Origin of the sequence: Pseudomonas sp. LH1G9, assembly GCF_002949975.1 — a bacterium.
In the GTDB taxonomy this organism is placed as follows: Bacteria; Pseudomonadota; Gammaproteobacteria; order Pseudomonadales; family Pseudomonadaceae; genus Aquipseudomonas; species Aquipseudomonas veronii.
This window is the reverse complement of the sequence record NZ_CP026880.1, coordinates 4,568,952-4,592,500: the sequence shown is the minus strand read 5'-3', so window position 1 is coordinate 4,592,500 and position 23,549 is coordinate 4,568,952. Positions and strand designations below refer to the sequence as shown.

At 61.7% G+C, this 23,549-nt stretch carries 18 protein-coding genes and 2 rRNA genes (1 of these 20 only partly in view); 12 read left to right on the top strand and 8 right to left on the bottom strand.

What is annotated here, in order from left to right:
* The 5 genes from C5F70_RS21345 to C5F70_RS21325 form a co-directional block, all read left to right on the top strand.
* Positions 1-1,732 (top strand): 23S ribosomal RNA (locus C5F70_RS21345); it begins 1,159 nt to the left of the window's first position.
* Positions 1,733-1,889: 157 nt separating this feature from the next.
* Positions 1,890-2,005: ribosomal RNA gene (rrf, locus tag C5F70_RS21340) — 5S ribosomal RNA — on the top strand.
* Between the two features lie 169 nt (positions 2,006-2,174).
* The gene (locus C5F70_RS21335) at positions 2,175-2,834 is read left to right on the top strand and encodes a paraquat-inducible protein A (RefSeq protein ID WP_017844516.1); all 660 of its coding nucleotides are present in this window, start codon (positions 2,175-2,177) and stop codon (positions 2,832-2,834) included.
* The gene (locus C5F70_RS21330) at positions 2,821-3,444 is read left to right on the top strand and encodes a paraquat-inducible protein A (protein ID WP_017844515.1); all 624 of its coding nucleotides are present in this window, start codon (positions 2,821-2,823) and stop codon (positions 3,442-3,444) included. Before C5F70_RS21335 ends, C5F70_RS21330 begins: the two co-directional genes overlap by 14 nt.
* Entirely contained in the window at positions 3,437-5,740 is a 2,304-nt protein-coding gene (locus tag C5F70_RS21325; protein WP_046487496.1) for a PqiB family protein, read from the top strand. Before C5F70_RS21330 ends, C5F70_RS21325 begins: the two co-directional genes overlap by 8 nt.
* Positions 5,741-5,926: 186 nt before the next feature.
* Here C5F70_RS21325 and mksF read toward each other — a convergent pair whose 3' ends face one another.
* Genes mksF through mksB form a run of 3 tightly spaced genes read right to left on the bottom strand, consistent with a single transcriptional unit; the run spans position 5,927 to position 10,738 of the window.
* Positions 5,927-8,767: an Mks condensin complex protein MksF gene (mksF, locus tag C5F70_RS21320; RefSeq protein WP_017844513.1), complete on the bottom strand. Its 2,841-nt coding sequence runs from the start codon at positions 8,765-8,767 to the stop codon at positions 5,927-5,929.
* Positions 8,764-9,471: an Mks condensin complex protein MksE gene (gene mksE, locus C5F70_RS21315; protein WP_017844512.1), complete on the bottom strand. Its 708-nt coding sequence runs from the start codon at positions 9,469-9,471 to the stop codon at positions 8,764-8,766. Before mksE ends, mksF begins: the two co-directional genes overlap by 4 nt.
* Entirely contained in the window at positions 9,461-10,738 is a 1,278-nt protein-coding gene (mksB, locus tag C5F70_RS21310) for an Mks condensin complex protein MksB (RefSeq protein ID WP_017844511.1), read from the bottom strand. The genes mksE and mksB overlap by 11 nt, the downstream gene beginning before the upstream one ends.
* 187 nt (positions 10,739-10,925) lie before the next feature.
* On the opposite strand from mksB, the gene C5F70_RS21305 reads away from it, so the two are divergent.
* Positions 10,926-11,669, top strand: coding sequence for an energy transducer TonB (locus tag C5F70_RS21305; RefSeq protein ID WP_104904014.1), 744 nt, complete (start codon positions 10,926-10,928; stop codon positions 11,667-11,669).
* The gene (rimI, locus tag C5F70_RS21300; RefSeq protein WP_046384825.1) at positions 11,662-12,114 is read left to right on the top strand and encodes a ribosomal protein S18-alanine N-acetyltransferase; all 453 of its coding nucleotides are present in this window, start codon (positions 11,662-11,664) and stop codon (positions 12,112-12,114) included. The genes C5F70_RS21305 and rimI overlap by 8 nt, the downstream gene beginning before the upstream one ends.
* 118 nt (positions 12,115-12,232) lie before the next feature.
* Here the strand turns inward: rimI and C5F70_RS21295 are convergent, their stop codons facing one another.
* Entirely contained in the window at positions 12,233-12,607 is a 375-nt protein-coding gene (locus C5F70_RS21295) for a serine kinase/phosphatase (RefSeq protein WP_104904013.1), read from the bottom strand.
* 151 nt (positions 12,608-12,758) lie between these two features.
* Here C5F70_RS21295 and can point away from each other — a divergent pair, with 151 nt between their 5' ends.
* Entirely contained in the window at positions 12,759-13,403 is a 645-nt protein-coding gene (can, locus tag C5F70_RS21290; RefSeq protein ID WP_017844507.1) for a carbonate dehydratase, read from the top strand.
* Here can and C5F70_RS21285 read toward each other — a convergent pair.
* The 4 genes from C5F70_RS21285 to C5F70_RS21270 all read right to left on the bottom strand — a co-directional run bounded on the left by C5F70_RS21285 (position 13,400) and on the right by C5F70_RS21270 (position 18,623).
* A complete protein-coding gene (locus C5F70_RS21285) occupies positions 13,400-13,924 on the bottom strand; it encodes an SET domain-containing protein-lysine N-methyltransferase (RefSeq protein ID WP_102618033.1) in 525 nt (174 codons plus the stop codon). The genes can and C5F70_RS21285 overlap by 4 nt on opposite strands.
* 146 nt (positions 13,925-14,070) lie before the next feature.
* Positions 14,071-15,240: a hypothetical protein gene (locus tag C5F70_RS21280; RefSeq protein WP_104904012.1), complete on the bottom strand. Its 1,170-nt coding sequence runs from the start codon at positions 15,238-15,240 to the stop codon at positions 14,071-14,073.
* A gap of 122 nt (positions 15,241-15,362) precedes the next feature.
* Positions 15,363-17,063 (bottom strand): acid phosphatase, encoded by a 1,701-nt coding sequence (acpA, locus tag C5F70_RS21275; RefSeq protein ID WP_046487485.1) that lies wholly within the window; start codon positions 17,061-17,063, stop codon positions 15,363-15,365.
* 141 nt (positions 17,064-17,204) lie between these two features.
* Positions 17,205-18,623 carry a short-chain fatty acid transporter gene (locus C5F70_RS21270; protein WP_017844502.1) on the bottom strand — a complete coding sequence of 473 codons (1,419 nt, stop codon included), beginning with the start codon at positions 18,621-18,623 and terminating at the stop codon, positions 17,205-17,207.
* A gap of 185 nt (positions 18,624-18,808) precedes the next feature.
* Between C5F70_RS21270 and C5F70_RS21265 the strand changes: the two genes are divergently transcribed.
* The 4 genes from C5F70_RS21265 to C5F70_RS21250 all read left to right on the top strand — a co-directional run bounded on the left by C5F70_RS21265 (position 18,809) and on the right by C5F70_RS21250 (position 23,536).
* A complete protein-coding gene (locus tag C5F70_RS21265; protein WP_046487479.1) occupies positions 18,809-20,098 on the top strand; it encodes an MFS transporter in 1,290 nt (429 codons plus the stop codon).
* Between the two features lie 74 nt (positions 20,099-20,172).
* Entirely contained in the window at positions 20,173-21,078 is a 906-nt protein-coding gene (locus C5F70_RS21260) for a cation diffusion facilitator family transporter (protein WP_046384819.1), read from the top strand.
* Positions 21,079-21,187: 109 nt separating this feature from the next.
* Complete coding sequence (locus C5F70_RS21255; protein WP_046384818.1) at positions 21,188-22,411, top strand: TolC family protein; 1,224 nt, start codon at positions 21,188-21,190, stop codon at positions 22,409-22,411.
* 18 nt (positions 22,412-22,429) lie between these two features.
* On the top strand, positions 22,430-23,536 hold the full coding sequence (locus C5F70_RS21250; RefSeq protein ID WP_057005637.1) for an efflux RND transporter periplasmic adaptor subunit: 1,107 nt from the start codon (positions 22,430-22,432) through the stop codon (positions 23,534-23,536).
* Positions 23,537-23,549: the final 13 nt, after the last annotated feature.

The window sequence follows — 23,549 nt, the reverse complement described above, 5'->3', positions numbered from 1 at the left end:
ACGTAAGTGATGCGGTAGAGGAGCGTTCTGTAAGCCTGTGAAGGTGAGTTGAGAAGCTTGCTGGAGGTATCAGAAGTGCGAATGCTGACATGAGTAACGATAATGGGTGTGAAAAACACCCACGCCGAAAGACCAAGGTTTCCTGCGCAACGTTAATCGACGCAGGGTTAGTCGGTCCCTAAGGCGAGGCTGAAAAGCGTAGTCGATGGAAAACAGGTTAATATTCCTGTACTTCTGGTTATTGCGATGGAGGGACGGAGAAGGCTAGGCCAGCTTGGCGTTGGTTGTCCAAGTTTAAGGTGGTAGGCTGGAATCTTAGGTAAATCCGGGATTCTAAGGCCGAGAGCTGATGACGAGTCATCTTTTAGATGACGAAGTGGTTGATGCCATGCTTCCAAGAAAAGCTTCTAAGCTTCAGGTAACCAGGAACCGTACCCCAAACCGACACAGGTGGTTGGGTAGAGAATACCAAGGCGCTTGAGAGAACTCGGGTGAAGGAACTAGGCAAAATGGCACCGTAACTTCGGGAGAAGGTGCGCCGGTGAGGGTGAAGGACTTGCTCCGTAAGCTCATGCCGGTCGAAGATACCAGGCCGCTGCGACTGTTTATTAAAAACACAGCACTCTGCAAACACGAAAGTGGACGTATAGGGTGTGACGCCTGCCCGGTGCCGGAAGGTTAATTGATGGGGTTAGCTAACGCGAAGCTCTTGATCGAAGCCCCGGTAAACGGCGGCCGTAACTATAACGGTCCTAAGGTAGCGAAATTCCTTGTCGGGTAAGTTCCGACCTGCACGAATGGCGTAACGATGGCGGCGCTGTCTCCACCCGAGACTCAGTGAAATTGAAATCGCTGTGAAGATGCAGTGTATCCGCGGCTAGACGGAAAGACCCCGTGAACCTTTACTATAGCTTTGCACTGGACTTTGAATTTGCTTGTGTAGGATAGGTGGGAGGCTTTGAAGCGTGGACGCCAGTTCGCGTGGAGCCAACCTTGAAATACCACCCTGGCAACTTTGAGGTTCTAACTCAGGTCCGTTATCCGGATCGAGGACAGTGTATGGTGGGTAGTTTGACTGGGGCGGTCTCCTCCTAAAGAGTAACGGAGGAGTACGAAGGTGCGCTCAGACCGGTCGGAAATCGGTCGTAGAGTATAAAGGCAAAAGCGCGCTTGACTGCGAGACAGACACGTCGAGCAGGTACGAAAGTAGGTCTTAGTGATCCGGTGGTTCTGTATGGAAGGGCCATCGCTCAACGGATAAAAGGTACTCCGGGGATAACAGGCTGATACCGCCCAAGAGTTCATATCGACGGCGGTGTTTGGCACCTCGATGTCGGCTCATCACATCCTGGGGCTGAAGCCGGTCCCAAGGGTATGGCTGTTCGCCATTTAAAGTGGTACGCGAGCTGGGTTTAGAACGTCGTGAGACAGTTCGGTCCCTATCTGCCGTGGACGTTTGAGATTTGAGAGGGGCTGCTCCTAGTACGAGAGGACCGGAGTGGACGAACCTCTGGTGTTCCGGTTGTCACGCCAGTGGCATTGCCGGGTAGCTATGTTCGGAATAGATAACCGCTGAAAGCATCTAAGCGGGAAACTAGCCTCAAGATGAGATCTCACTGGGACCTTGAGTCCCCTGAAGGGCCGTCGAAGACTACGACGTTGATAGGTTGGGTGTGTAAGCGCTGTGAGGCGTTGAGCTAACCAATACTAATTGCCCGTGAGGCTTGACCATATAACACCCAAGCAATTTGCGAACTCGAAAGAGCATCAGATTGCGGTGTGTGAAGACGAAACGAACCGAAAGTTCGACTCTTACAAAACACCGAAAACTATCACATACCCAATTTGCTGAAGCGAGGCCAGCTGGCCACGACTCAGTACCCGAATTTCTTGACGACCATAGAGCATTGGAACCACCTGATCCCATCCCGAACTCAGCAGTGAAACGATGCATCGCCGATGGTAGTGTGGGGTTTCCCCATGTGAGAGTAGGTCATCGTCAAGATTAAATTCCAGAACCCCTGTTTGCTCACGCAGACAGGGGTTTTGTTTTGGGCGGTTGGAAAGGGTCAAGTGGCTCGCCCCCCTCGGTACTCGACAAAATTGCGCAGTTATTTCTGAACCAGACCACTAGAATAGGTACCTAACCTTTTTTTAGCGTCCGAGCCCTATCTATGCCCGATCCGGTTGATGCCCCCAAGGTGTCGGATTTACCCCTGGACGACCTGGTGGCATGCCATGAGTGCGATTTATTGATGCGCAAACCTGTGCTCGCCCTCGGCGAAAAAGCCCAGTGCCCGCGCTGCGGTTACGAGCTATACGCGCATCGCCACAATGTCGTCGAACGAAGCCTCGCCTTAGTCTTGGCGGCGCTATTGCTGTACATCCCCGCGAACTTTTTGCCCATCATGCAGCTCAATCTACTCGGGCAGTCCTCGGAGGACACCGTGTGGACCGGCGTCGTCGGCCTGTTCGACACCGGCATGCGCGGCGTCGCCGCCGTCGTGTTCCTGTGCAGCATGGGTATTCCCCTGCTCAAGTTGCTCTGCCAATTGGCGGTGTTGCTCAGCATCCGCTGGAACATCGGTCGCAGTTACGGGCTGTTGCTCTACCGCATTTACCATCACCTGAGAGATTGGGGGATGTTGGAGGTGTACCTGATGGGCGTCCTGGTGGCGATCGTAAAGCTCGCCGACATGGCCTCCATCACGATTGGCCTGGGTCTGGTCTGCTTCGTCAGCCTATTAATGGTTCAGGTTCTGCTTGAGGTGGTGATGTCGCCCCACCAGATCTGGCAAGCACTGTCAGGAGAGGATGATCATGCGGGCGATTGATGCAGGCATTCTGATTTGTACCGAATGCCACGAATTGAACAAGCAAGAACCGGACACCGACGAGCAAACCTGCACCCGTTGCGGTGCGCTGGTCCATGCCCGTCGCCCCAACAGCCTGACGCGCACCTGGGCCTTGCTGATCACCGCTGCGATTCTCTATATCCCGGCCAACCTGTTACCGATTATGACCATCAATTCCCTCGGCCAGGGCGATCCCAGTACCATCATGTCCGGCGTGATCCAACTGGTGCAGCACGGCATGTTCCCCATCGCCGCCGTGGTGTTCATCGCCAGCATCCTGGTGCCGACGTTCAAGCTCGTAGGTATTGGTCTGCTACTGTTCTCGGTGCAGCGTCACCAACCGCTGTCCGCGCAACAACGGATTATCATGTACCGCTTTATCGAATTCATCGGCCGCTGGTCCATGCTGGATATCTTCGTGATCGCCATCCTGGTGGCGGTTGTAAACTTTGGACGGCTTGCCAGTGTCGAGGCCAACCTCGGCGCGGCGGCGTTCGCCAGTGTGGTGATCCTGACGATGCTTGCCGCAGTAACTTTTGATCCCCGACTGATTTGGGATAACACGGAGTCGGACGACGACCATGAGTGATTTGCCTAAAGCTAAAACCCGCCCGGCCTCCAACTGGTCGGCTATTTGGGTACTGCCCCTGATCGCTCTGATCATCGGCGGTTGGTTGGGCTGGCGTGCCTATTCTCAGCAAGGCATCGAGATCCAGGTACGCTTCGAAAGCGGCGAAGGCATCCAGGTCAACAAGACCGAAGTCGTCTACAAAGGCATGCCCGTGGGCAAGGTCAAGACCCTGGCCCTGGACGACGAAGGCAACAATCGCGGGGTGATTGCCACCATCGAGATGAACAAGGACGTCGAGCAATACCTCAAGACCAACACGCGCTTCTGGCTGGTCAAACCCAGCGTCAGCCTCGCCGGCATCACCGGCCTGGAGACCCTCGTGTCGGGGAATTACATCGCCGCCAGCCCCGGCGACGGTGAGCCCACGCGCAAATTCAAGGCGCTGTCCGAAGAACCGCCCTTGTCCGACGCCAAGCCAGGCCTGCACCTGACCATCAAGGCCGACCGCCTTGGCTCGCTCAACCGCGGCAGCCCAGTGTTCTACAAGCAGATCCAGGTCGGCCAGGTCAAAAGCTACCTGTTGTCCGAGGACCAGAGCACCGTCGAGATCAAGGTCTACATCGAACCGACCTACGCCAGCCTGGTGCGCAAACACACGCGTTTCTGGAACGCCAGCGGCATCAGCATCGACGCCAACCTCTCCGGCGTGAAGGTGCGCAGCGAATCGCTCTCCAGCATCGTCGCCGGCGGTATCGCCTTCGCCACCCCGGAGAATCGCAAGGACAGCCCGCCAACCGACCCGAGCCTGCCCTTTCGCCTGTATGAAGACTTCGACGCCGCCGCCGCCGGCATCAAGGTCAAGGTCAAACTCACCGACTTCGAAGGCCTGCAGGCCGGGCGCACCCCAGTGATGTACAAAGGCATCCAGGTCGGCAGCCTGAAAACCCTGAAGATCGACCCGGACCTGTCCAGCGCCAACGCCGAACTGACCCTCGACCCATTGGCCGAAGACTACCTGGTACAGGACACCCAGTTCTGGGTGGTCAAGCCGTCGATTTCCCTGGCCGGTATCACTGGGCTCGAGGCGTTGGTCAAAGGTAACTACATCGCGATTCGTCCCGGTGACAAAGGCACTCCACCTCAACGGGAATACGTGGCTCGGGCCAAGGCGCCGCCCTTGGACCTGCGTTCCCCAGGCCTGCACATGGTGCTGTTCACCGACAGCCTCGGCTCACTGGATGTCGGCAGCCCGATCCTCTACAAGCAGGTCAAGGTCGGCTCGGTGCAGAGCTACCAGTTCTCGCGCAAAAACAAGCAACTGGTGATCGGCGTCCATATCGAGAAGGAGTACGCCAACCTGGTCAATGGTTCGACGCGTTTCTGGAACGCCAGCGGCGTGACACTGACCGGCGGCCTCACCGGCGGTATCCAGGTGAAAAGCGAATCCCTGGCCAGCCTGATGTCCGGCGGTATCGCCTTTGAAACGCCGGAACCGAACGTGCCGCTGAAAAAACGTATCCCACGTTTCCGCCTGTTCGCCGATCGTGAAACGGCCAATCAGAGTGGCACCCTGGTGACTATCAAAGTCGACCGCGCCGACGGCCTGCGCCCCGGCACCCCGGTGCGTTTCAAAGGCCTGGACGTCGGTAAGATCGAGAGCGTCGACCTCAGCGCCGATCTGCAATCGGTGCTGCTCGGTGCGCGCATCACCCAGGTCGTGGATCGCATCGCACGCGTCGGCAGCCAGTTCTGGGTGGTCAAGCCGGAATTGGGCCTGATGAAAACCTCGAACCTGGAAACCCTGGTCACCGGCCAATACATCGAAGTGCTGCCCGCGCTGAAAAACGCCGGGCCACAGAAGAGCTTCGTCGCGTTGGACCAGCCACCCGAAGCCGTCCATCAGGAGGCTGGCCTGAGCCTGGTACTGAGTGCCGCACGCCGTGGTTCGCTCAAAGAAGGCGTGCCCGTCACTTACCGCGAAGTCACTGTGGGCAAAGTCACCGGCTACGAATTGGGCCAGACCGCCGACCGCGTGCTGATCCACATCCTGATCGAGCCCAAGTACGCGGCGTTGGTGCGCAGCGGCAGCCGCTTCTGGAACAGCAGCGGCTTCGGTCTCGACTTCGGCCTGTTCAAAGGCGCGACGGTACGCACCGAATCCCTGGAAACCCTGGTTGCCGGCGGCATCGCCTTCGCCACGCCCGATGGCGAACGCATGGGCAGCGCCGCGCGGCCGCAGCAAACCTTCCCGCTGTTCGACAAGTTTGAGGATGAGTGGCTGACCTGGGCGCCTAAGATTCCGCTGGGCAAGTAGGCCGAGGCGCGGCTATCGCGGGCAAGCCCCCTCCCACAGATGAGCGCATTCCTACAGGATAAACGCGGTCACTTGTGGGAGGGGGCTTGCCCGCGATGAGGCCCTCAAAAACACCACCAAACCCCAACCCACAAAAAAGGCCGCGATCCATAAGATCGCGGCCTTTTGGCATTTCACCGCCGAACGTCAGACCTCATCCAACTCCGGCTCATCCGCCTGCACCGTCACCGTTGCCTTCACCGCATCATGGCGCCGGATGTACTTCCAGTCCGCCTCATCGATGTAGATCCCGTTCGGCCCGCTGCCGCCTTCCAGGTCGATCGCCACCTGGGCCGACACCTGCGGCTTCACGCTCGCCAGGATCGGCACGAAGCCCAGTTGCAGGCTGGTTTCCAGCAGCGCCGCCTGGTTCTTCTCATCGATGTCGGCCGCTTCGTCGAGGTAGTACGGCAAGCGCACGCGCCCGGCCTGGTCGCGGTCCATCAAGTGCAGCAACAAATACATGTTGGTCAGCGCCTTGATGGTCATGGTGGTGCCGTTGGACGCCGCGCCATCGATGTCAGTGTGAATCACCGGCTGGCCATGCACCTTGGTGATCTCGAACGCCAGTTCGAACAAGTCCTTGAGGCCCAACTGGTTGTGGTTGGCCGCCACCAGGCGGGCCAGGTATTCCTTGGCCTCTTCGTTCTTGTTGTCCTGCTCGGCGCTCTGGCTCAAGTCGAACACCGACAGGGTTTCGCCTTCTTCGTACTGACCGGCGCTGTGGATGATCTGGTCGATATGCTTGAGCGCTTCCTTGTTCGGTGCCAGCACGATGCGGAAACTCTGCAGGTTCGACACCTGGCGCTTGTTGATCTCGCGGTTGAACAAGGCCAGTTGGTGTTCCAGGCTGTCGTAGTCGCTGCGGATATTGCGCAAGGTCCGTGCGATATCGGTGACCGCCGCGCGCCGTGCCTTGCCCAGGGTCAGGGCTTCGTCGGTACGGTGAGCATAGGCGTTGATCAGCAGTTGCAGGCGCCGCTCCACGTCATCCTCGCTGTCGAACTTGGCCACGCCCTTGAGGCGAACCTGGGCGTACAGCGCTTCGATCTGGCCATCAGCGCGCAGCAAGCCTTGCCAACTGTCCTGATAGTCATTGAGCAGCGGCAGCAGGTTGTCCATGGAATCGTCGACCGGGTCCATGAACGGCGTGCCGAACGGCAAGTCCGCCGGCAGCAACTGGCGACGGCGCAAAGCGTCATCCAGGGTGCGTTGCTTGGCTTCCATATCGCCGATCTGGCGACCGACCAGTTGCAGCTTGGCCGACAGTTGCTGGACACGTTCGGTGAACGCGTCGCTGGAGCGCTTCAATTCATCCTGGGCGGCTTCCATCTGCGCCAGCTGTTCCAGCTTCTCGCCTTCTTCGGCGCTCAGGGTTTGCGCACGGCGGAAATCTTCCAGGGCCTTTTGCGCATCCAGCACTTGCTGGTACAGCGCTTCGGTCTGGGTTTTGCTCGCGGCGCGGTCAGAGGCCACCGCCTGCTGCGTCTTGAGTTGCTTGAGTTCTTTTTCCAGACGCTCTTTCTGGTCGCGCAACGCCGCACGATCCGCCAAGGCCTGCAAGGCGGGCGGCTCGATGTGGGAGATGTCGATCGACAGCCCCGGCACTTCAAAGCGCTCGCCCTTGAAACCATCGAGGATCAGCTCCAGGGATTTGACCCACTGGCCGTCCTCATCCAGCGTGATGCCATGCTCACCCAGCGGCAGGCTGAACAGCGAACTGTTGAACAGACGCATCAGACGCTCGACATCCTGCTGTGAGAATTCTTCGCGCAGCTTGGCGTAGCTGTTGTTGTCTGCGTGATCGAGCTGTTGCTTGACCGACTTCAGGCGTTTTTCCAGCTCGCGCAGGCGCTCGTCCAAGTCCTCGGCGCTGAACTGCCGTGACTGCGCCAGGGCGCCGGCGAGTTCATCGTGGGCATCCTTGGCTGCCAGCAGTTGCTGTTCCAGCACCCTGACATCATCGACCAGCGCAAAGCGATGCTTGAGCACCGACAGCTCGCCCAGCCAACGCTGGATACCGCTGATTTCGCGCTCCAGGCGCATCAGCTCCTGGGTGCCGCCACGTTGGTCGTGCTGCAGCGCGTCCTGCTCGTTGCGGTAGTGCTCGGCCTGGATGGTCAGCTCTTCCTTGCGCGCACTGGCGTAGTCCGACCAGGTGCCCAGCAGCGAGTCCAACAGCGGCGACAGGCGATGCAATTTGCCGCGCAGGATGTCGCGTTGTTTCACGCCATTGGCCAGGGCCTCGACCAGCGGGCCGGCGGCGACCAGGGAGTTGTAGTCCTGCTCCATGCGTCGCACGTCGCGGAAGGCTTCTTCACACGCGGCGATGTAATCGACACTGCCGGAGCGCAGGCTGTGCTCAAACGCATCGAGGAACAATTGCTTGAGCTTGGCTGCGGTGATTTCGCGCATGTGCAGCAGGTTGATAAACAGCGCGCGGAAGGTCTTCAGGCTCTGTTCGCTGGTGGAACGCAGCGGGATCAGCGTCAGGTCCAGTGGGATCGACGTGTGGCCGCCGACCAGCAAACGGCGTAGTTCATCGGGCTTGAGTTCGTAGGCTTTCAGGCCCTCGCGCTCCAGGTTGGTGAACAGCTCTTTCTGGCGCAGGCAGGTGTCGTTTTTCTGGTAGTGGGCCAGGTCGAGCTTACCGGCGTAGGCAAAGAACTGGTGACCGAAACCACCGCCCGGGCCGCGCCCGACCACGCCGATCACATGCGGGCCGTGGGGCAGAGAGACTTCCACGAGGATGTAGCTGGTGTCGGTGGCGAAGTAGAAGCGCCGCGATTGTTCCAGGGTGTACTTGCCGAAACTCATGTCCGACATGCGCGCCAGGATCGGGAACTGCAAGGCGTTGATCGATGCGGATTTACCCAGGTTGTTCGCGCCGTACACCGACAGTGGCTCTTCGAGCGGGAACAAACCGAGGCTGTAGCCGGCGGTATTCAATAGGGCGAAGCGGCGGATGCCGTAGCGTTCCTTGCTCATGCGTCGGTCTCCTGTTCTTCGGCAATGGCGCGGGCCAGGGCGTCTTCTTCGCTTTCGTCGGCAAAGTCGCTCAAGTCCAGCGGGTCATCGGTCTTCAGCAGTTTTTCATCGCTGTCTTCGTCGATGATCACCGGCGTCGGCAATGGCAGCACGCTGTGGATGCTGGCCGCGAGGTCGCGGTCCTGTTGCACCGACAGGCACACATCGAGGAAGCGATGCATCGGCGGCAGGAAGCGATAGATGCCGTTTTCTTCGCTGGCAAAACCCAGTTGGGTCATGCGGCGCATGATTTTCTCTTCGAGCTCTTCCTGGGTTTGCACTTCGGCCTGGATAAACAGGTCGCGGTATTTTTCCAGCAGCGACGGCAGTTCATCGCGGCCGAGGCTGCCGCCGTCGAGCACGGCAATCGGGTCGCGGCCCTGGTCGGCCAGGTGCTCGACGATGATAAAGGTGAACAGCGCCAGGCGCTGCGCGGTCTTGTTCACCTGCGCGCTGGCGATGGCCGAATCCGGCACGAAGTAATAGAAACCACGGGTATCGCACACCAGTTCAAAGCCCAGGGCCTTGAACAGCGTGCGGTACTGGTCCTGGAAATTCGACAGTTGTGCGTACAGCTCCGGGTCGCGGCGGCTGACGTGGTAACCCTTGAACAGCTCGCGAAAGATCGGCGCCAGCTGGGACAGTTCGGATAGATCAAGATGCATAAGGGGTGCTCGCAGAATTCTCGGCGGCGTCGGGCGTGGCCGGGAGCAGGGCGAATGAGCGCAGGCTGACCTGATGCTCGTGTGTGTGGTAATCGCGGCGTTCCAGGCGCTCGCGCTTGAAGCGTTTTTCGCGGGACAGGCGCGAGAACCAGTAGAGCAATTCGTCGGTGGCGCCGTCCGGCTCCTGTTCCAGCAGCCAGGTCATCAGGTCCGGCATCGGCAGTGCGTCTTCGCAGCGTTCGAGCATTTCCTTGACCGTGCGCGGTGCGCGCTGGGCTTCGCCTTTATGAGACTTGTGCGCCTTGGGGAAGCGCGCCGGTTTCGGCTCGAAGTTCGCCAGGGCGTACACGTAGGCCTCGACCTGACTCGCACTGCCGAGGAAGGTGCTTTGCGGCCGGGTGAACATCGGCATCGCGGCCTGCGGCACCGCGTCCAGGCCTTTACGGCGAATGGCCGACAGCGCCAGCGCGGCGCCACGGGTCACGGCGTTGTGCCGACGCGCTTCTTCACGCAGCGGCAGCAGCAGCTCGCGGGCGTGACGCAGGGTCAACTGGGCGCTGGTCTGCATTTCGAGGATGCGCGCGTGGGTGCGCAACAGCATGTCGTCGTCGACCAGATGGCCGAGGCGCTGCTGCTCGGTGAGCAGGCGCAGCAGCACGTTTTCGACCTTGCGCACGCCTTGTTCGAAGGCGCCGTCGGCGTTCACCAGTTGGATCATCGGTTCGACGTATTCGTCCCAGGTCGCCAGCACTTCGGCGTAGCGCTGACGCAACGGGATCTGCCGGTCGCTGGTCTTGGCGCGGTCGGCCACGGCGGCGAGGGCTTGTTCGTCGTTGGCGAGTTTTTTCAGCACGTCGCGCACGCGCATGTCGAGCAGGCGCAGTTGCCGGGCCAGGTCGTGGCCGTCACGGATGTCGAAGGCGTCCTGGATATAACCGGCCAGGCGCTCGAGGTGGCGCAGGTAGGCTTCGATTTCCAGGCACAGGCCAAGCCGGTGCTCCTTGCGAAGATAGGCGAGGAAGTCGTGGATCTGCGCATTGAGCTCGAAACGGTTCGGGCTCTTGGCGACAGGCACCAGGATATCCAGGCGAATCCACACGTCCAGCAGGCTGGTGATGTCCTGGGGCGTGCTGTCCAGTTGTTGGGCGGCCAGTTGTGCGCGCAGCTCGCCGAGGCTCAGGGTGCCTTGGTCGAAGTGTTCGCACAGTGGCTCAAGTAAGGCCCAGTGTTCGGCGAGGGCGCGCAGGACGCGCTTGGGTTCGATCATGGGAATGGCCGGCTGGTTGGCGATTAAAAGTCGCGATTGTACTGCATCAGGCGCGGGATTTATCCACAGCCGGTCAGTGCGCAGTGGGCGATTGTTACCGAACAGCGGTAGAATCCCCGCTCTTTACTTATCCACAAGTGGCCGAGCTGTGCTTATCGAGTCCCGACGTCGCGCTTACTTGACCGCCATGCAGGTGGTCAACTGGCTGCCCCGCACCGAACTGCCGTTTGCCGCCCCGTCGCGGCCCGAGCTGCTGCAGGCGCTCGAGCCCGATGACGGATTGGAAATGTCGGGCGAGGAGGCGGCTGCGCCCGTGGCGGTGGTCAAGCCTGAGCCGCCGACGCGGCCGGTGGTCGAACGCGCCAAGGTCGAGGTGCCACGCCCGTCGCCGATGGCCAAGCCGGCGGTGGCTGAAGAGGCGGCCCCGGTGGTCAAGGCGCCTGTTGTCCCACCGCCGCGGTTTGCCCTGCAATTGCTGCGGGCCGGGCGTTGCCTGTTGCTGGTCGAGCTGCCTACCGGCGAGCGCTTCCAGACCCGCGACCCGGCCTACATGCTGCTCAAGGACATGCTGCGCGCTGCCGGCCTGCCCGACAGCCCGCAAATCGTCGGCGACCCGGTGCGCTGGCCATTGCTGGTGCGCGGCACCATGGACCAGGGCCCGGACGCCGCGCGGGATTTTGTGCAAGGTTTTGTGTCGGCACGCCTGGAAGACGAACCCTGCGTGTGCCTGTGGCTGATCGGCCTGCCCGCCGTGCGGTTTGCAGGCGAAGCCGATGCCGAAGTCTGGTACCGCGAACTGCAGGTCGAAGGCCTGGGCTCGGTATGGGCCCTGCCGGGCCTGGAATTATTAATGGAAGAGCCACAGCGTAAGGCTGATGTCTGGCAAGCCATGCGCCGGCTGATGGCGCGCTGGAAAACAATCGATGAGTGAGGCTTTATCCTTCCGCCCGATGACCGAGGCCGACCTCGACGCCGTGCTGAAAATCGAATATGCGGCATACAGCCACCCCTGGACCCGCGGGATCTTTCTCGACGGGCTGGGCAAGTATCAGATCTGGCTGATGTTCGAAGGTGAGCAGCAAGTGGGCCACGGGGTGGTGCAGATCATCCTCGATGAAGCGCATTTGCTGAACATCACCGTCAAACCGGAAAACCAGGGCCGCGGCCTCGGCCTGGCGCTGCTCGAGCACCTGATGTCCCGCGCCTATGCCGCCAGCGCACGGGAATGTTTCCTCGAAGTGCGTGACAGCAATGCCGGCGCGTTCCGGCTGTATGAACGCTATGGCTTCAATGAAATCGGCCGTCGGCGCGATTACTACCCAGCCGTCGGCGGTCGCGAAGATGCGGTCGTGATGGCCTGCACCCTGGTCGACTGAACACGCAACCCATGTGGGAGGGGGCTTGCCCCCGATGGCAGTGTGTCAGTCAACACATGTATTGTTGACAGTGTGCTATCGGGGGCAAGCCCCCTCCCACATTTGGATCTACGGTGTGTCAGCGGTTGCCGTTGACAGGCTCGCGCTCGGCCAGTTCGGCTTCGTCCAAGCCATTGCCGCCGCCAATTTCATCCTCGTCGACGATGCTCAGGTCCCAATCGGCCTGTTCGCCTTCGCCTTCTTCCTGTGCATCCCGTGCGCCGTCCTCGCGGATCAGGTTCTCCGGGCTCATCTCGTCATCGGTCGTCTCGGCCTCGCCCACCCGTTTGTCGCGCATCCGGTGTTTGCGCTCGACAAGCGGCAGTTCATCGCCGATTTGCGCCGTCGGCTCTTGATCGTCAAAGTCCAGCTCGCGCACCGAGCCCATGCGATCCTCATTGTCATCAATCGGTTCCGGCTGTGTAGCGCCGTATGGACGTCGTGATTCAGTCATGGCCAATCCTCATACTGTGGGGCTTATAGTGTGTGGACAGGCCTGGCGCGCCAAGATTCAAGTCATCGCCTGCCGTCTATCTTTATTCCGGGCGTGACCCGGACGGGCGGTCGTCTGTCAAAGCTGCGCATCATTCCTGAGGCTTTCCCTGATGAACGAACTACAAGAGCTGCTTGATAACAACGAACGCTGGGCGGATGCGATCAAACAGGAAGATCCCGAATTCTTCGCCAAGCTGGCCCGCCAGCAAGCACCGGAATACCTGTGGATCGGCTGTTCCGACGCCCGCGTACCGGCCAACGAAATCGTCGGCATGCTGCCGGGTGATCTGTTCGTACACCGTAATGTGGCCAACGTGGTGCTGCACACCGACCTCAACTGCCTGTCGGTGATTCAGTACGCCGTCGATGTGCTCAAGGTCAAACATATCCTGGTCACCGGCCACTATGGCTGCGGCGGTGTGCGGGCGTCGATGCAGGACCGTCAGTTCGGCCTGATCGACGGCTGGCTGCGCACTATTCGCGACCTCTACTACGAAAACCGCGATCTGCTGGCCAAGTTGCCGACTGAGGAAGAGCGCGTCGACCGCCTCTGCGAATTGAACGTGGTTCAGCAGGTGGCCAACGTCGGTCATACCAGCATTGTGCAAAACGCCTGGCACCGGGGGCAGAGCCTGTCGATCCACGGTTGCATCTACGGCATCAAGGATGGCCGCTGGAAGAGCTTGAACACCACCATCACTGGTTTTGAGCAGTTGCCGCCGCAGTATCGCTTGCGCCCGCTGGGTGAAGCCTAAGGGCGCTTGCGCTCGCGCCACAGGGTCATGAACGTCTGCCCTTCGGCGTTCAGCGGCTCCTGGCTGCCGGTGATCCAGCCCCGGCAGTTCAGCTCGCCGCATTGGCACGCGAACTGCCGGAACAGCGCGTCCTCGGTGCTGGCGTAATCCAGGGTCAACAGGGCGCCGGCCGCGATGGGCTGCACGGTCCAGAGCTCCAGGTAGGTGGTGTCCAAAAATACATTCGGGTTGCAGGAGTGGCGCAGCAGGCCGCAGAACCAACAGTCGTACAAGTGGATGCGCGGCGACAGTTGCAAGGTGTGCGGGCGTCGCTCGTTCACCGCGTAGCCGGAGACCTTGGCAATGCGTATGCGACTCTCAAAGGCGATGCGCGCCTTGACCCTGGCCCCGGCGCCGTCCCTGGCGTGGCTGACCTGAAAGTGTTTGGACGAAGGGTAGCCCTGCCCGACGAACAGTGTCTTGAACGGGTAAAGGCAGTCATTCATAGGGTTTACAGCCTTATCCATGGCGCGAGTTTTCATAACTCTCCTGGGTTGGGCTGCATCGACTTGCGGGTGATGTCTGACTGGCAGTCTTGCAGCGGAAGGGCCCGGATCAAGACTCGCTGAACATAACGCCGATTTCTACTGTCAACTTTGACAGTAGAAATCGGCGTTTTTTTGCGCTTTTACAGCGCCGGGGCGCTGATCGTCGGGGTGGGCGCGGCGTCTTTCAGCTGTTTGAGCTGGGCTTTGATCGCGGACGTGGCGCATTTGGCGTTGGCCTGTTCCGGGGTCAGGTTGCGCACCGAGGTGTAGAACAATTCGCAGGTCTGTTCTTTACGCGTGACCTGCCAGGTGTTCATGCACGCCTTGAGCAGCACATTCGCATCGCTCGCCGGTTTCTGGCCCATTCCGGCTTGCCAGCAGGCGGCGCTCAAATCCTGGCCCATCACTTTCAAACCGGCCTCGTCGGCCTTCTGCTCGTTACCGTCATACGTGTCGGGGCTTGCCGCATACCAGATGTAACTGGGGTGGTTGGCGCCCAGGACCGAGACGGTTTTGCCGGGGATCGGGCTGATCTGCGCCAGGCCCAGCACACCCACGGTTTGCCCGTATTGTTGCTTGATCCAACTGCGCACCGGTGCGCCGAACGCGACCATCGGCAACGCACCTTTGGGCGGCAGGCTCAGTTCCTTGACCATGCGTGTCTGGTAGTCGGTGAAGTAGCTGTAGACGTTTTCCAGGTCTTTACCGGCGTTGGACGGCGCGGCGATCGGGGCGATGTCGATGATGGTCTGGTAGGCCGGGGTTTCGCTGGCCGGAATGCCATTGTCGACGAGCAGGGCGGCCCAGCGGTCGGTGGTGGCCGATTCCAGGTAATCCTGGGCCTGGGTCAGTGAGTAATCTGGCGGAAAGTGCAGCAGTTCGATGCTTTTGCGGTTTTCCAGGGCCATGCCCAGCGGCAGGAACAAGTACCAGTTGTAGGCCCACTTGCCATCGCTGTTAAGCCGGCTCGCGCCCTGATAGGCCAGGTCGGCGGTAGCGAGCAAGCTCGTCAGCGGCTGGCCATAGTTGTCGGGCACGCCGCTGAAGGTCGCCGCGACCTGGCCGTCATGCTTTCTGACGCTGACCTTGGCACGGCTGTAACCGTCGCGCTGCAGGCTCTGGTTGAGGTAGTGCTCGACGGTCTGCTCCAGCGTCCACGGCCGGAAGCAGATCACGTTGCAGTTATTGGGGTAAGCGAACAACTGGGTAACCCGTTGCGTGCTGCCCAGCGGTACTTCGATGTCGGCCTGTACGACCGCACTCGCGATCAGTGCGGCCAAGGTGAAGGACAACCTGGTCGGTTTAAACATAGATGATTCCTTGTCAGCGAGAGCCCGTCTGCGCGGGGTGAAAGCCCACCTCCACACAGTAGCGGCTGACCAGGAAAACCGCGTGCAAAATCGCCGGGCGTGTCGCTATTGGATAAGCCGTCCTACACCTCGAACTGCAACGCATTGCTCAAGTCGCCCATCGGTTTCTGGCCGCGGGCGATCATGGCGTCGTCGCGCCGCTTGAGCCCGTCCAGTGTCTCCAACTGGAAGACGCGGGTGATCAGGCGCAGGATCGACGCGGTGTCGTACACCGTATGGTCCACCGTGCCTTTGCGCGCGAACGGCGACACCACCAGGGTCGGAACCCGTGTGCCAGGGCCCCAGCGGTCGCCCTTGGGCGGTGCCACGTGGTCCCACCAGCCGCCGTTTTCATCGACGGTCACCACCACCACCATGTTTTTCCACTGCGGGCTTTCCTGCAGCACCTTCAGGGCGCGGGTGATATGGCGGTCGCCCGAGGCCACGTCGGCATAACCGGCGTGCATGTTGAGGTTGCCCTGGGGTTTGTAGAAGGTCACGGCGGGCAGCTTGCCCGCCTGCGCGTCGGCAAAGAACTTGTTGGTGCTCGACTCATCGCCCAGGCCCGCGTCGCGCAGGCGCTTGTCACGCTCCGCGCGGTTTTCCGGGCCCTGTTGCTTGAAGTAGTTGAACGGCTGGTGGTGATACTGGAAGTTGGGGATCTTCGGAATGCCGCCCGAGTCCTTGAACTGTTCCAGCGTCGCTTGCCAGGCCCCGGCGTACCAGGCCCAGTCGATGTTCTTTTTCGACAGCTTGTCGCCGATGTGTTCGTGGGTTTGCGGCACCAGCACGTTGGGCAGGTCGGGCTTGGCGTAGTCCGGGTTTTGCGGGTCGCGAATCCAGGTCGGCCAGTAGGGCGGGGCCAGGGTGTTCACGGCGTAACCGTCCGGGGTCAGCGCGCTCGGGCCGAACTGCGGCGGGCCGCTCATGGCGCTGGCCGGGGATTTGTCCAGGGGCTTGAGGCGTGGGTCGGTGGGATCGTCGCTTTGCAGCGTGGCGATCTGCGCCTTGGCCACCGACTGCGCGGCGTTTGGATAAACCGGCGCGGTCGCGCTGATCAGGTATTGGTGGTTGAGGAACGAGCCGCCAAATGCGCCCTGGAAGAAGTTATCGCAGAGCACAAACTCCTTGGCCACGTCCCACAGGCGCAGGGAATAACGGCTCTGGGCGTAATGCCCCATCACCAGGCCGCCGGAATCGGCCCAGGCGACGAAATTGTCGTTCTTGCCGCCGTTGATCTGCATCTGGTTCTGGTAGAACACGTGCCACAAATCCCGGGTGACCAGGCTCAAGGGCAGGTCTTCGGCGTTCGGGCCCTTGAGGGCGAACGGGGCGTTGGGCAGGTTTTCCTGGAATTGCACTTCGCTGGGGTAGGTCACCCCGTCGACGCTTTGCGAGCCGACTTGCAACACACCACCCCACACCGGGGGAAGGCTGGTCAATACGCTGGCGTCGCGGTCGCGCTGCTGATAGTCGGCGGGAGACAACGCCGACAGCGGTTTCTCCAGACCGGGGAAATCGGCAAACAGGTTGTTGAAGCTGCGGTTTTCGGCGTAGATCACCACGACGGTTTTCACTTGGTCGTGTAATGCCTTATCCAACTCTTGCGGCGTGAGCGGCCGAGGCAGCGGTTTGCCCGGCGCGTCGCCGGGATTGCCGCAGGCACTCAAGGTCGCGCCCACCCCCAGCACCGCTGCGCCGCCGAGGAAGCGCCGCCGGCTGGTGTCTACCGGCGGTTGATCGATGGAATCGGGGGCCGGGCGGTCTTCGTGCTCGTCACTCATTGCGGGAGTCCTTGCTGGCGGTTTGTTGCAAGATATTTCGCCAGGACGGTAGCAGTGGAATGTGACGCAGGGAAGACAGCTTGAAGTTACACGCTTTAAGCGGAAAGCCTGGAGCTACAAACCTCAAGCTTGCCGCTGCGTTTAAGGCATCACCGGCGGCAAATACTTCAACGTCGTCCCCAACGCCCACAACAGAAACAACACCAACGGCGCGTGTACCAGCAACTGCACGAACGAAAACCCGATCAGATCCCGCGCCTTCAGCCCCAACACGCCCAGCAACGGCAGCATATAAAACGGGTTGATCAAATTCGGCAGCGCCTCGGCCGCGTTGTAGATCTGCACGGCCCAGCCCAGGTGGTATTGCAGGTCAGTGGCCACTTGCATCACGTAGGGCGCTTCGATGATCCACTTGCCGCCGCCCGACGGGATGAAGAAACCCAGCACCGCCGAGTACACGCCCATCAACAGGGCATAGGTGTCGTGGGAGGCGATGGAGGTGAAGAAGGTCGAGATATGGTGAGCCAGGGTCTGGCCGTCGCCGCCCTTGACCACCGTCATCAGCGCGGCAATCGAGCCGTACAGCGGGAACTGGATCAGCACGCCGGTGGTGGTTGGCACCGCGCGGGCGACCGCGTCCAGAAAGCTGCGCGGGCGCCAGTGCAGCAACGCGCCGACCATGATGAACAGGAAGTTATAGGTGTTCAGCCCGGAAATCGCGCTGATCGCCGGTTTGGTCGAAAACTCGTGGAACAACCAACCCGCCGCCAGCACCGCCAGCAGGATCGTCAGCACCGGGCTGTGTTCCAGCCATTCGCCCGGGCGTGTCGGGGCCTGCGGCGTGGGCAGGTTGAAGGCCGGGTCGACCCCGCAGGCCTTGGCGTCACGGGCGCTGTTCGGGCCGGGCGCGGTGGCGTAGGCGATGATCAGCGAGACCACGATCAGCGCCAGCAGCAGTACGCCGGATTGCCACAGGAAGATGGTGTCGGTGAACGGGATCACCCCGGTGATCGACAGGATCGACGGCGGCAGACTGGCCGGGTTGGCCTGCAACTGCGCGGCGGACGACGACAGCCCCAACGCCCATACCGCGCCGAGCCCCAGGTAGGCCGCGGCACCGGCAGCGCGGTAGTCCATGCGCAAGTCCGTGCGCCGCGCCAATGCGCGCACCAGCAAACCGCCGAACACCAGGGACAGGCCCCAGTTGAGCAACGAGGCAACCATGGAAATCAACGCCACCCAAGCCACGGCCGAGCGGCCGTTCTTCGGGATGCGCGCCAGGCGGTCGATCAGTTTCACCGCCGGTGGCGAACTGGCGACCACGTAACCGCCGATCACCACGAAGGCCATCTGCATGGTGAACGGGATCAGGCTCCAGAACCCATCGCCAAACGCCTTGGCGGCTTCGGTCGGCGCGGCGCCCATGCCCAGGGTCGCCACGGCGACAATGATCACGGCGAGGGCGGCAAACACCCAGGAGTCGGGAAACCAGCGTTCGGCGAAATTGGAGCAGCGCAGGGCAAATCGGGCATAGCGGCTTTCTTCGATAGCATCGGCCACGAGTCGTTCCTCTTGTAATTGTTATGGTTTTGGCAGTTTTACGGCATGTTCCGCTACGGCCATTGATATGGGAATGCAGTTATCTTCATCGATCATTGAGGAAAACAAATATATCCGCCGCGATTGCCATCATCCGGCGCAGCTCATAACCTGCACGCCATTTTGTTTGTCTGCCGAGCCTCAACATGACTGCCACCTCGCTTGCCCAGGCGCAGCGTTTTTCCCGCTCCGACTACAAAACCCTGGGCCTGGCCGCCCTCGGCGGCGCCCTGGAAATCTACGACTTCATCATTTTCGTGTTTTTCGCGCTGACCCTCAGCCAACTGTTCTTCCCGCCGGAAATGCCCGAGTGGCTGCGCCTGCTGCAAAGTTTCGGGATCTTCGTCACCGGCTACCTCGCGCGCCCGCTGGGCGGCATCCTGATGGCGCACTTCGCCGATCACCTGGGGCGCAAGCGCGTGTTCAGCCTGAGCATCCTGATGATGGCCTTGCCCTGCCTGCTGATCGGGATCATGCCGACCTACGCGCAAATCGGCTATTTCGCACCGCTGATCCTGCTGGTGCTGCGCGTGCTGCAAGGTGCGGCGGTGGGCGGTGAAGTGCCCAGCGCCTGGACCTTTGTCGCTGAGCACGCGCCGCCCCATCACCGCGGTTACGCCTTGGGCTTTTTGCAAGCCGGCCTGACCTTCGGCTACCTGCTCGGCGCACTGACCGCCACGCTGCTGGCGCAAATCTTCACCCCGGCGGAGATCCTCGACTACGCCTGGCGCTTCCCCTTCCTGCTCGGCGGCGTTTTCGGCGTGATCGGCGTGTGGCTGCGCCGCTGGCTCAACGAAACCCCGGTATTCCTCGACATGCAGGCGCGCCGCCAAGCCGCCGCCGAACTGCCGCTGCGCACCGTATTGCGCGACCATCGCCGCGTGTTGCTGCCGGCGATGATCCTCACCTGCGTGCTCACCTCCGCCGTGGTGGTGCTGGTGGTCATCACCCCGACCATGATGCAGAAAACCTTCGGCATGACGCCCAGCCACACCTTCGCCCTGAGCGCGCTGGGCATTGTGTTCCTGAACATCGGTTGCGTACTCGCCGGCCTGCTGGTGGACCGCATCGGCGCCTGGCGCGCGGTGCTGGTCTACAGCCTGTTGCTGCCACTGGGGATCGCGGTGTTATACGCCAGCCTGATCGCCGGTGGCGTCTGGCTCGGCGCGGCATATGCCGTGGCAGGCTTGAGCTGCGGCGTGGTCGGCGCAGTGCCGTCGGTGATGGTCGGACTGTTCCCAGCGCCGGTGCGGGTGTCAGGCATTTCCTTCACCTACAACATTGCCTACGCGCTGTGGGCGAGCACCACGCCCTTGATGCTGATCGCACTGATGCCGACCAGCCCGTGGATTTGCGTGGGTTATTGCGTGGTGATGGGCGCGGTGGGGGTGGTGAGCGTGGTGCTGTTCAGCAAGCGCCATACGTTGGCGGCCTGAGGAAGTGCCGACCCCATCCGAATCTTCTGCTAGGGCGCTATGATTCATCCAACCACACCCCACGAGGATGTTTCATGAGCGCAGGACACAACCACGCCCAGGTACGCGCCGGCCACGAACGGCAGTTGTGGATGGCCCTCGGGCTGACCAGCAGTTTCATGATTGCCGAGGTGATCGGTGCCTTTATCACCGGCAGCCTGGCGCTGTTGTCCGATGCCGCGCACATGATGACCGACGCCCTGGCCATGGCGATTTCCCTGGTGGCGATCCAGATCGCCAAGCGCCCCGCCGACCGCAAGCGCACGTTCGGCTATGCCCGCTTTGAAATCCTGGCGGCGGCGTTCAATGCCTTGCTGCTGTTTGCGGTGGCGTTCTACATCCTTTATGAGGCCTATCAACGCCTGCAGGCACCCGCCGAAATCCAGTCGACCGGCATGCTGGTGATCGCCGTGCTGGGGCTGCTTGTCAACCTGATCTCCATGCGCCTGCTCAGCGCCGGCAGCGGCGAAAGCCTGAATGTCAAAGGCGCGTACCTGGAGGTCTGGAGCGACATGCTCGGCTCTATCGGCGTGATCATCGCGGCCGTCGTGATCATGTTGACCGGCTGGGCTTGGGTCGACTCCGTGGTGGCGGCGGCGATTGGTTTCTGGGTGTTGCCGCGCACCTGGGTGCTGCTCAAGGACAGCATGAATGTGCTGCTGCAAGGCGTGCCCGACGGCGTCGATATCGACAGCGTGGAGCAGGCCATGCGTGGCGTGCCCGGCGTGAAGGACGTACACGACCTGCATATCTGGGCGCTCACCAGTGGCAAGAACGTGCTGAGCAGCCATCTGGTGGCGGATGCGATGCCGGGCACCGAACAGCAGGTCCTCGCTCAAGTGACGCAATTGCTGCATGAACAATTCGATATTTCCCACGTCACGCTGCAGGTCGAGGGCGAGGGTTTTCATCGTGACGGGCCCGAAGACGCCCATGCTTGAGCCTTGCTAACGGATTTGTAATGTTCGCCCCACCGCCCTGATAAGTACCGAAAGTTACAGTGCCCCGGCTTGGATTTATCCGCCATTTCATGGGCCTGGAACTCTCGTTATGCCAACTCGTGCAAGAACTCTACTGTGCTCGATCATCGTGTTGCTGGCGACAGCACAAGGGGTCGGCGCTCAAACCCTGACCCTCGACGCCGCCCTGCAAACCGCCTTCGCCAACAACCCCGACCTGGCCGCCGCGCAATGGGAGATCGACATCGCCAGCGGCGGCCGCCAGCAGGCGGGGCTGATCCCCAACCCGGTGGCCTCGTGGGATGCCGAAGACACCCGCCGCGACACCCGCACCACCACGCTCAAGTTAAGCCAGACCCTGGAACTGGGCGGCAAGCGCGGCGCGCGCATCGAGCTGGCCACGCGCGGCCAGGACGTCGCGGCGCTGACCCTCGAACAGCGCCGCAACGGCTTGCGCGCCGAGGTGATCGACAGTTATTACGGCGCCCTTCGCGCCCAGGAGCGCCTCGACCTGGCGCAACGCTCCCTGGCGTTGGCCGAGCGCGGCCTGGTGATCGCCAACGGCCGCGTCAACGCCGGTAAATCGTCGCCAGTGGAAGCCACCCGCGCCCAGGTGCAGTTGTCGGAAATCCGCCTGGAACTCAACCGCGCCCAGATGGGTGTCAGCGATGCCTATCGCCGCCTGGCTGCCAGCACCGGCAGCGCCGCGCCCGACTTCGCCGCTGTCGCCACGCCAAGCAGCGTCCCGGCGACGTTGCCGCCCGCCGCGCAACTGCTGGCGCGTCTTGAGCAGACCGCCGAGCTGCGCCTGGCCGAACTGCAAATCCTGCAGAACGAAGCCAGCGTGGGCCTGGAAAAAGCCCAGCGCATCCCCGACCTCGATGTGTCGATTGGCAGCCAGTACGACGCCAGCGTGCGCGAGCGCGTGAACCTGGTGGGCGTGTCGATGCCGATCCCGTTGTTCAACCGCAACCAGGGCAACGTGCTCGCCGCCACCCGCCGCGCCGACCAGGCCCGTGACCTGCGCAACGCCGCCGAACTGCGCCTGCGCACCGAAACCCGCCAGGCCCTGGACCTGTGGCAAACCGCGAACACCGAAGTGCGCGCATTCAACCAGCAGATCCTGCCCGCCGCGCAGAGCGCGGTGGACAGCGCCACCCGTGGCTTCGAAATGGGCAAGTTCAACTTCCTCGACGTCCTCGACGCCCAGCGCACCTTGATCGCTGCCCGCACCCAATACCTCACGGCGACCGCCCAGGCCACCGACGCCTGGGTACGCATCGAACGGATCTACGGCGACCTCGCCCGTTTCTGATTTTTTTTGGAGTCCTCTATGCAGACTAAACATGGCGTGGCGCTAGCCCTTGTCCTGGGCCTGATGCTGTCCGGCCTGGCAAACGCCGAGGAAGAAGAAGGCACACTCGAACTCACCGAGCAGCAGATCGAGGCCGCCGGTATTCAACTGGCCCAGGCCCAGCCGCGGCCGATCAGCACGGTGCTGTCGTTGCCGGGTGAAGTGCGCTTCGATGAAGACCGCACGTCGCACATCGTGCCGCGTGCGGCGGGGGTGGTGGAGGCAGTGAAGGTCAACCTCGGCCAGACGGTCAAGCAAGGCGAGTTGCTGGCGGTGATCGCCAGCCAGCAGATTTCCGATCAGCGCAGTGAGCTGGCCGCCAGCCAGCGTCGCCTCGAACTGGCGCGCACCACCTTCCAGCGCGAGCGCCAACTGTGGCAGGACAAGATCTCCGCCGAGCAGGATTACCTGCTGGCGCGCCAGGCCTTGCAGGAAGCCGAAATCGCCCTGAACAACGCCCGCCAGAAGATGACCGCCCTCAGCGGCAGCGCCGTGCCGGCCGGCGGTAATCGCTATGAATTGCGCGCACCGTTCGCCGGCGTGGTGGTGGAGAAACACCTGGGCGTCGGCGAGGTGGTCAGCGAGACCAGCAACGCCTTCACCTTGTCGGACCTGTCGCAGGTGTGGGTCACGTTCGGCGTCTTTCCCAAGGACTTGAACAAGGTCCGCGTCGGCAAGCCGGTGAAAGTCAGCTCCACCGAAATGGGCACCGAAGTACTCGGTACCGTGGCCTATGTGGGCAACTTGCTGGGCGAGCAGACGCGCACCGCCACCGTGCGCGTGACCGTGCCCAACCCCGATGACGCCTGGCGCCCGGGGTTGTTCGTCGCCGTACAGATCGCCACCGACACCTACCAGGCCAAGGTCACCGTGCCCGAGGCCGCGATCCAGACCGTCGAGGACAAGCCATCGGTGTTCGTTCGCACGGCGGACGGGTTCGTCACCCGCCATCTGGAACTGGGCGTCAGCGAAAACGGCTACGTCGAAGTGCGCCGGGGCCTCGACGCCGGGGCACAGGTGGCCACGGTCGGCAGCTTCATCCTCAAGTCCGAACTGGGCAAAGGCTCGGCCGAACACGCCCATTGATCCTGCGAGTGAT

Bases quoted from the DNA above. Each gene is read 5' to 3' on its own strand.
- mksB (WP_017844511.1), bottom strand. From the start codon at position 10,738: ATGATCGAACCCAAGCGCGTCCTGCGCGCCCTCGCCGAACACTGGGCC.
- C5F70_RS21325 (WP_046487496.1), top strand. From the start codon at position 3,437: ATGAGTGATTTGCCTAAAGCTAAAACCCGCCCGGCCTCCAACTGGTCG.
- C5F70_RS21330 (WP_017844515.1), top strand. From the start codon at position 2,821: ATGCGGGCGATTGATGCAGGCATTCTGATTTGTACCGAATGCCACGAA.
- C5F70_RS21285 (WP_102618033.1), bottom strand. From the start codon at position 13,924: ATGAAAACTCGCGCCATGGATAAGGCTGTAAACCCTATGAATGACTGC.
- rimI (WP_046384825.1), top strand. From the start codon at position 11,662: ATGAGTGAGGCTTTATCCTTCCGCCCGATGACCGAGGCCGACCTCGAC.
- C5F70_RS21265 (WP_046487479.1), top strand. From the start codon at position 18,809: ATGACTGCCACCTCGCTTGCCCAGGCGCAGCGTTTTTCCCGCTCCGAC.
- C5F70_RS21255 (WP_046384818.1), top strand. From the start codon at position 21,188: ATGCCAACTCGTGCAAGAACTCTACTGTGCTCGATCATCGTGTTGCTG.
- C5F70_RS21295 (WP_104904013.1), bottom strand. From the start codon at position 12,607: ATGACTGAATCACGACGTCCATACGGCGCTACACAGCCGGAACCGATT.
- can (WP_017844507.1), top strand. From the start codon at position 12,759: ATGAACGAACTACAAGAGCTGCTTGATAACAACGAACGCTGGGCGGAT.
- C5F70_RS21280 (WP_104904012.1), bottom strand. From the start codon at position 15,240: ATGTTTAAACCGACCAGGTTGTCCTTCACCTTGGCCGCACTGATCGCG.
- C5F70_RS21305 (WP_104904014.1), top strand. From the start codon at position 10,926: ATGCAGGTGGTCAACTGGCTGCCCCGCACCGAACTGCCGTTTGCCGCC.
- acpA (WP_046487485.1), bottom strand. From the start codon at position 17,063: ATGAGTGACGAGCACGAAGACCGCCCGGCCCCCGATTCCATCGATCAA.
- mksF (WP_017844513.1), bottom strand. From the start codon at position 8,767: ATGAGCAAGGAACGCTACGGCATCCGCCGCTTCGCCCTATTGAATACC.
- mksE (WP_017844512.1), bottom strand. From the start codon at position 9,471: ATGCATCTTGATCTATCCGAACTGTCCCAGCTGGCGCCGATCTTTCGC.
- C5F70_RS21260 (WP_046384819.1), top strand. From the start codon at position 20,173: ATGAGCGCAGGACACAACCACGCCCAGGTACGCGCCGGCCACGAACGG.
- C5F70_RS21250 (WP_057005637.1), top strand. From the start codon at position 22,430: ATGCAGACTAAACATGGCGTGGCGCTAGCCCTTGTCCTGGGCCTGATG.
- C5F70_RS21335 (WP_017844516.1), top strand. From the start codon at position 2,175: ATGCCCGATCCGGTTGATGCCCCCAAGGTGTCGGATTTACCCCTGGAC.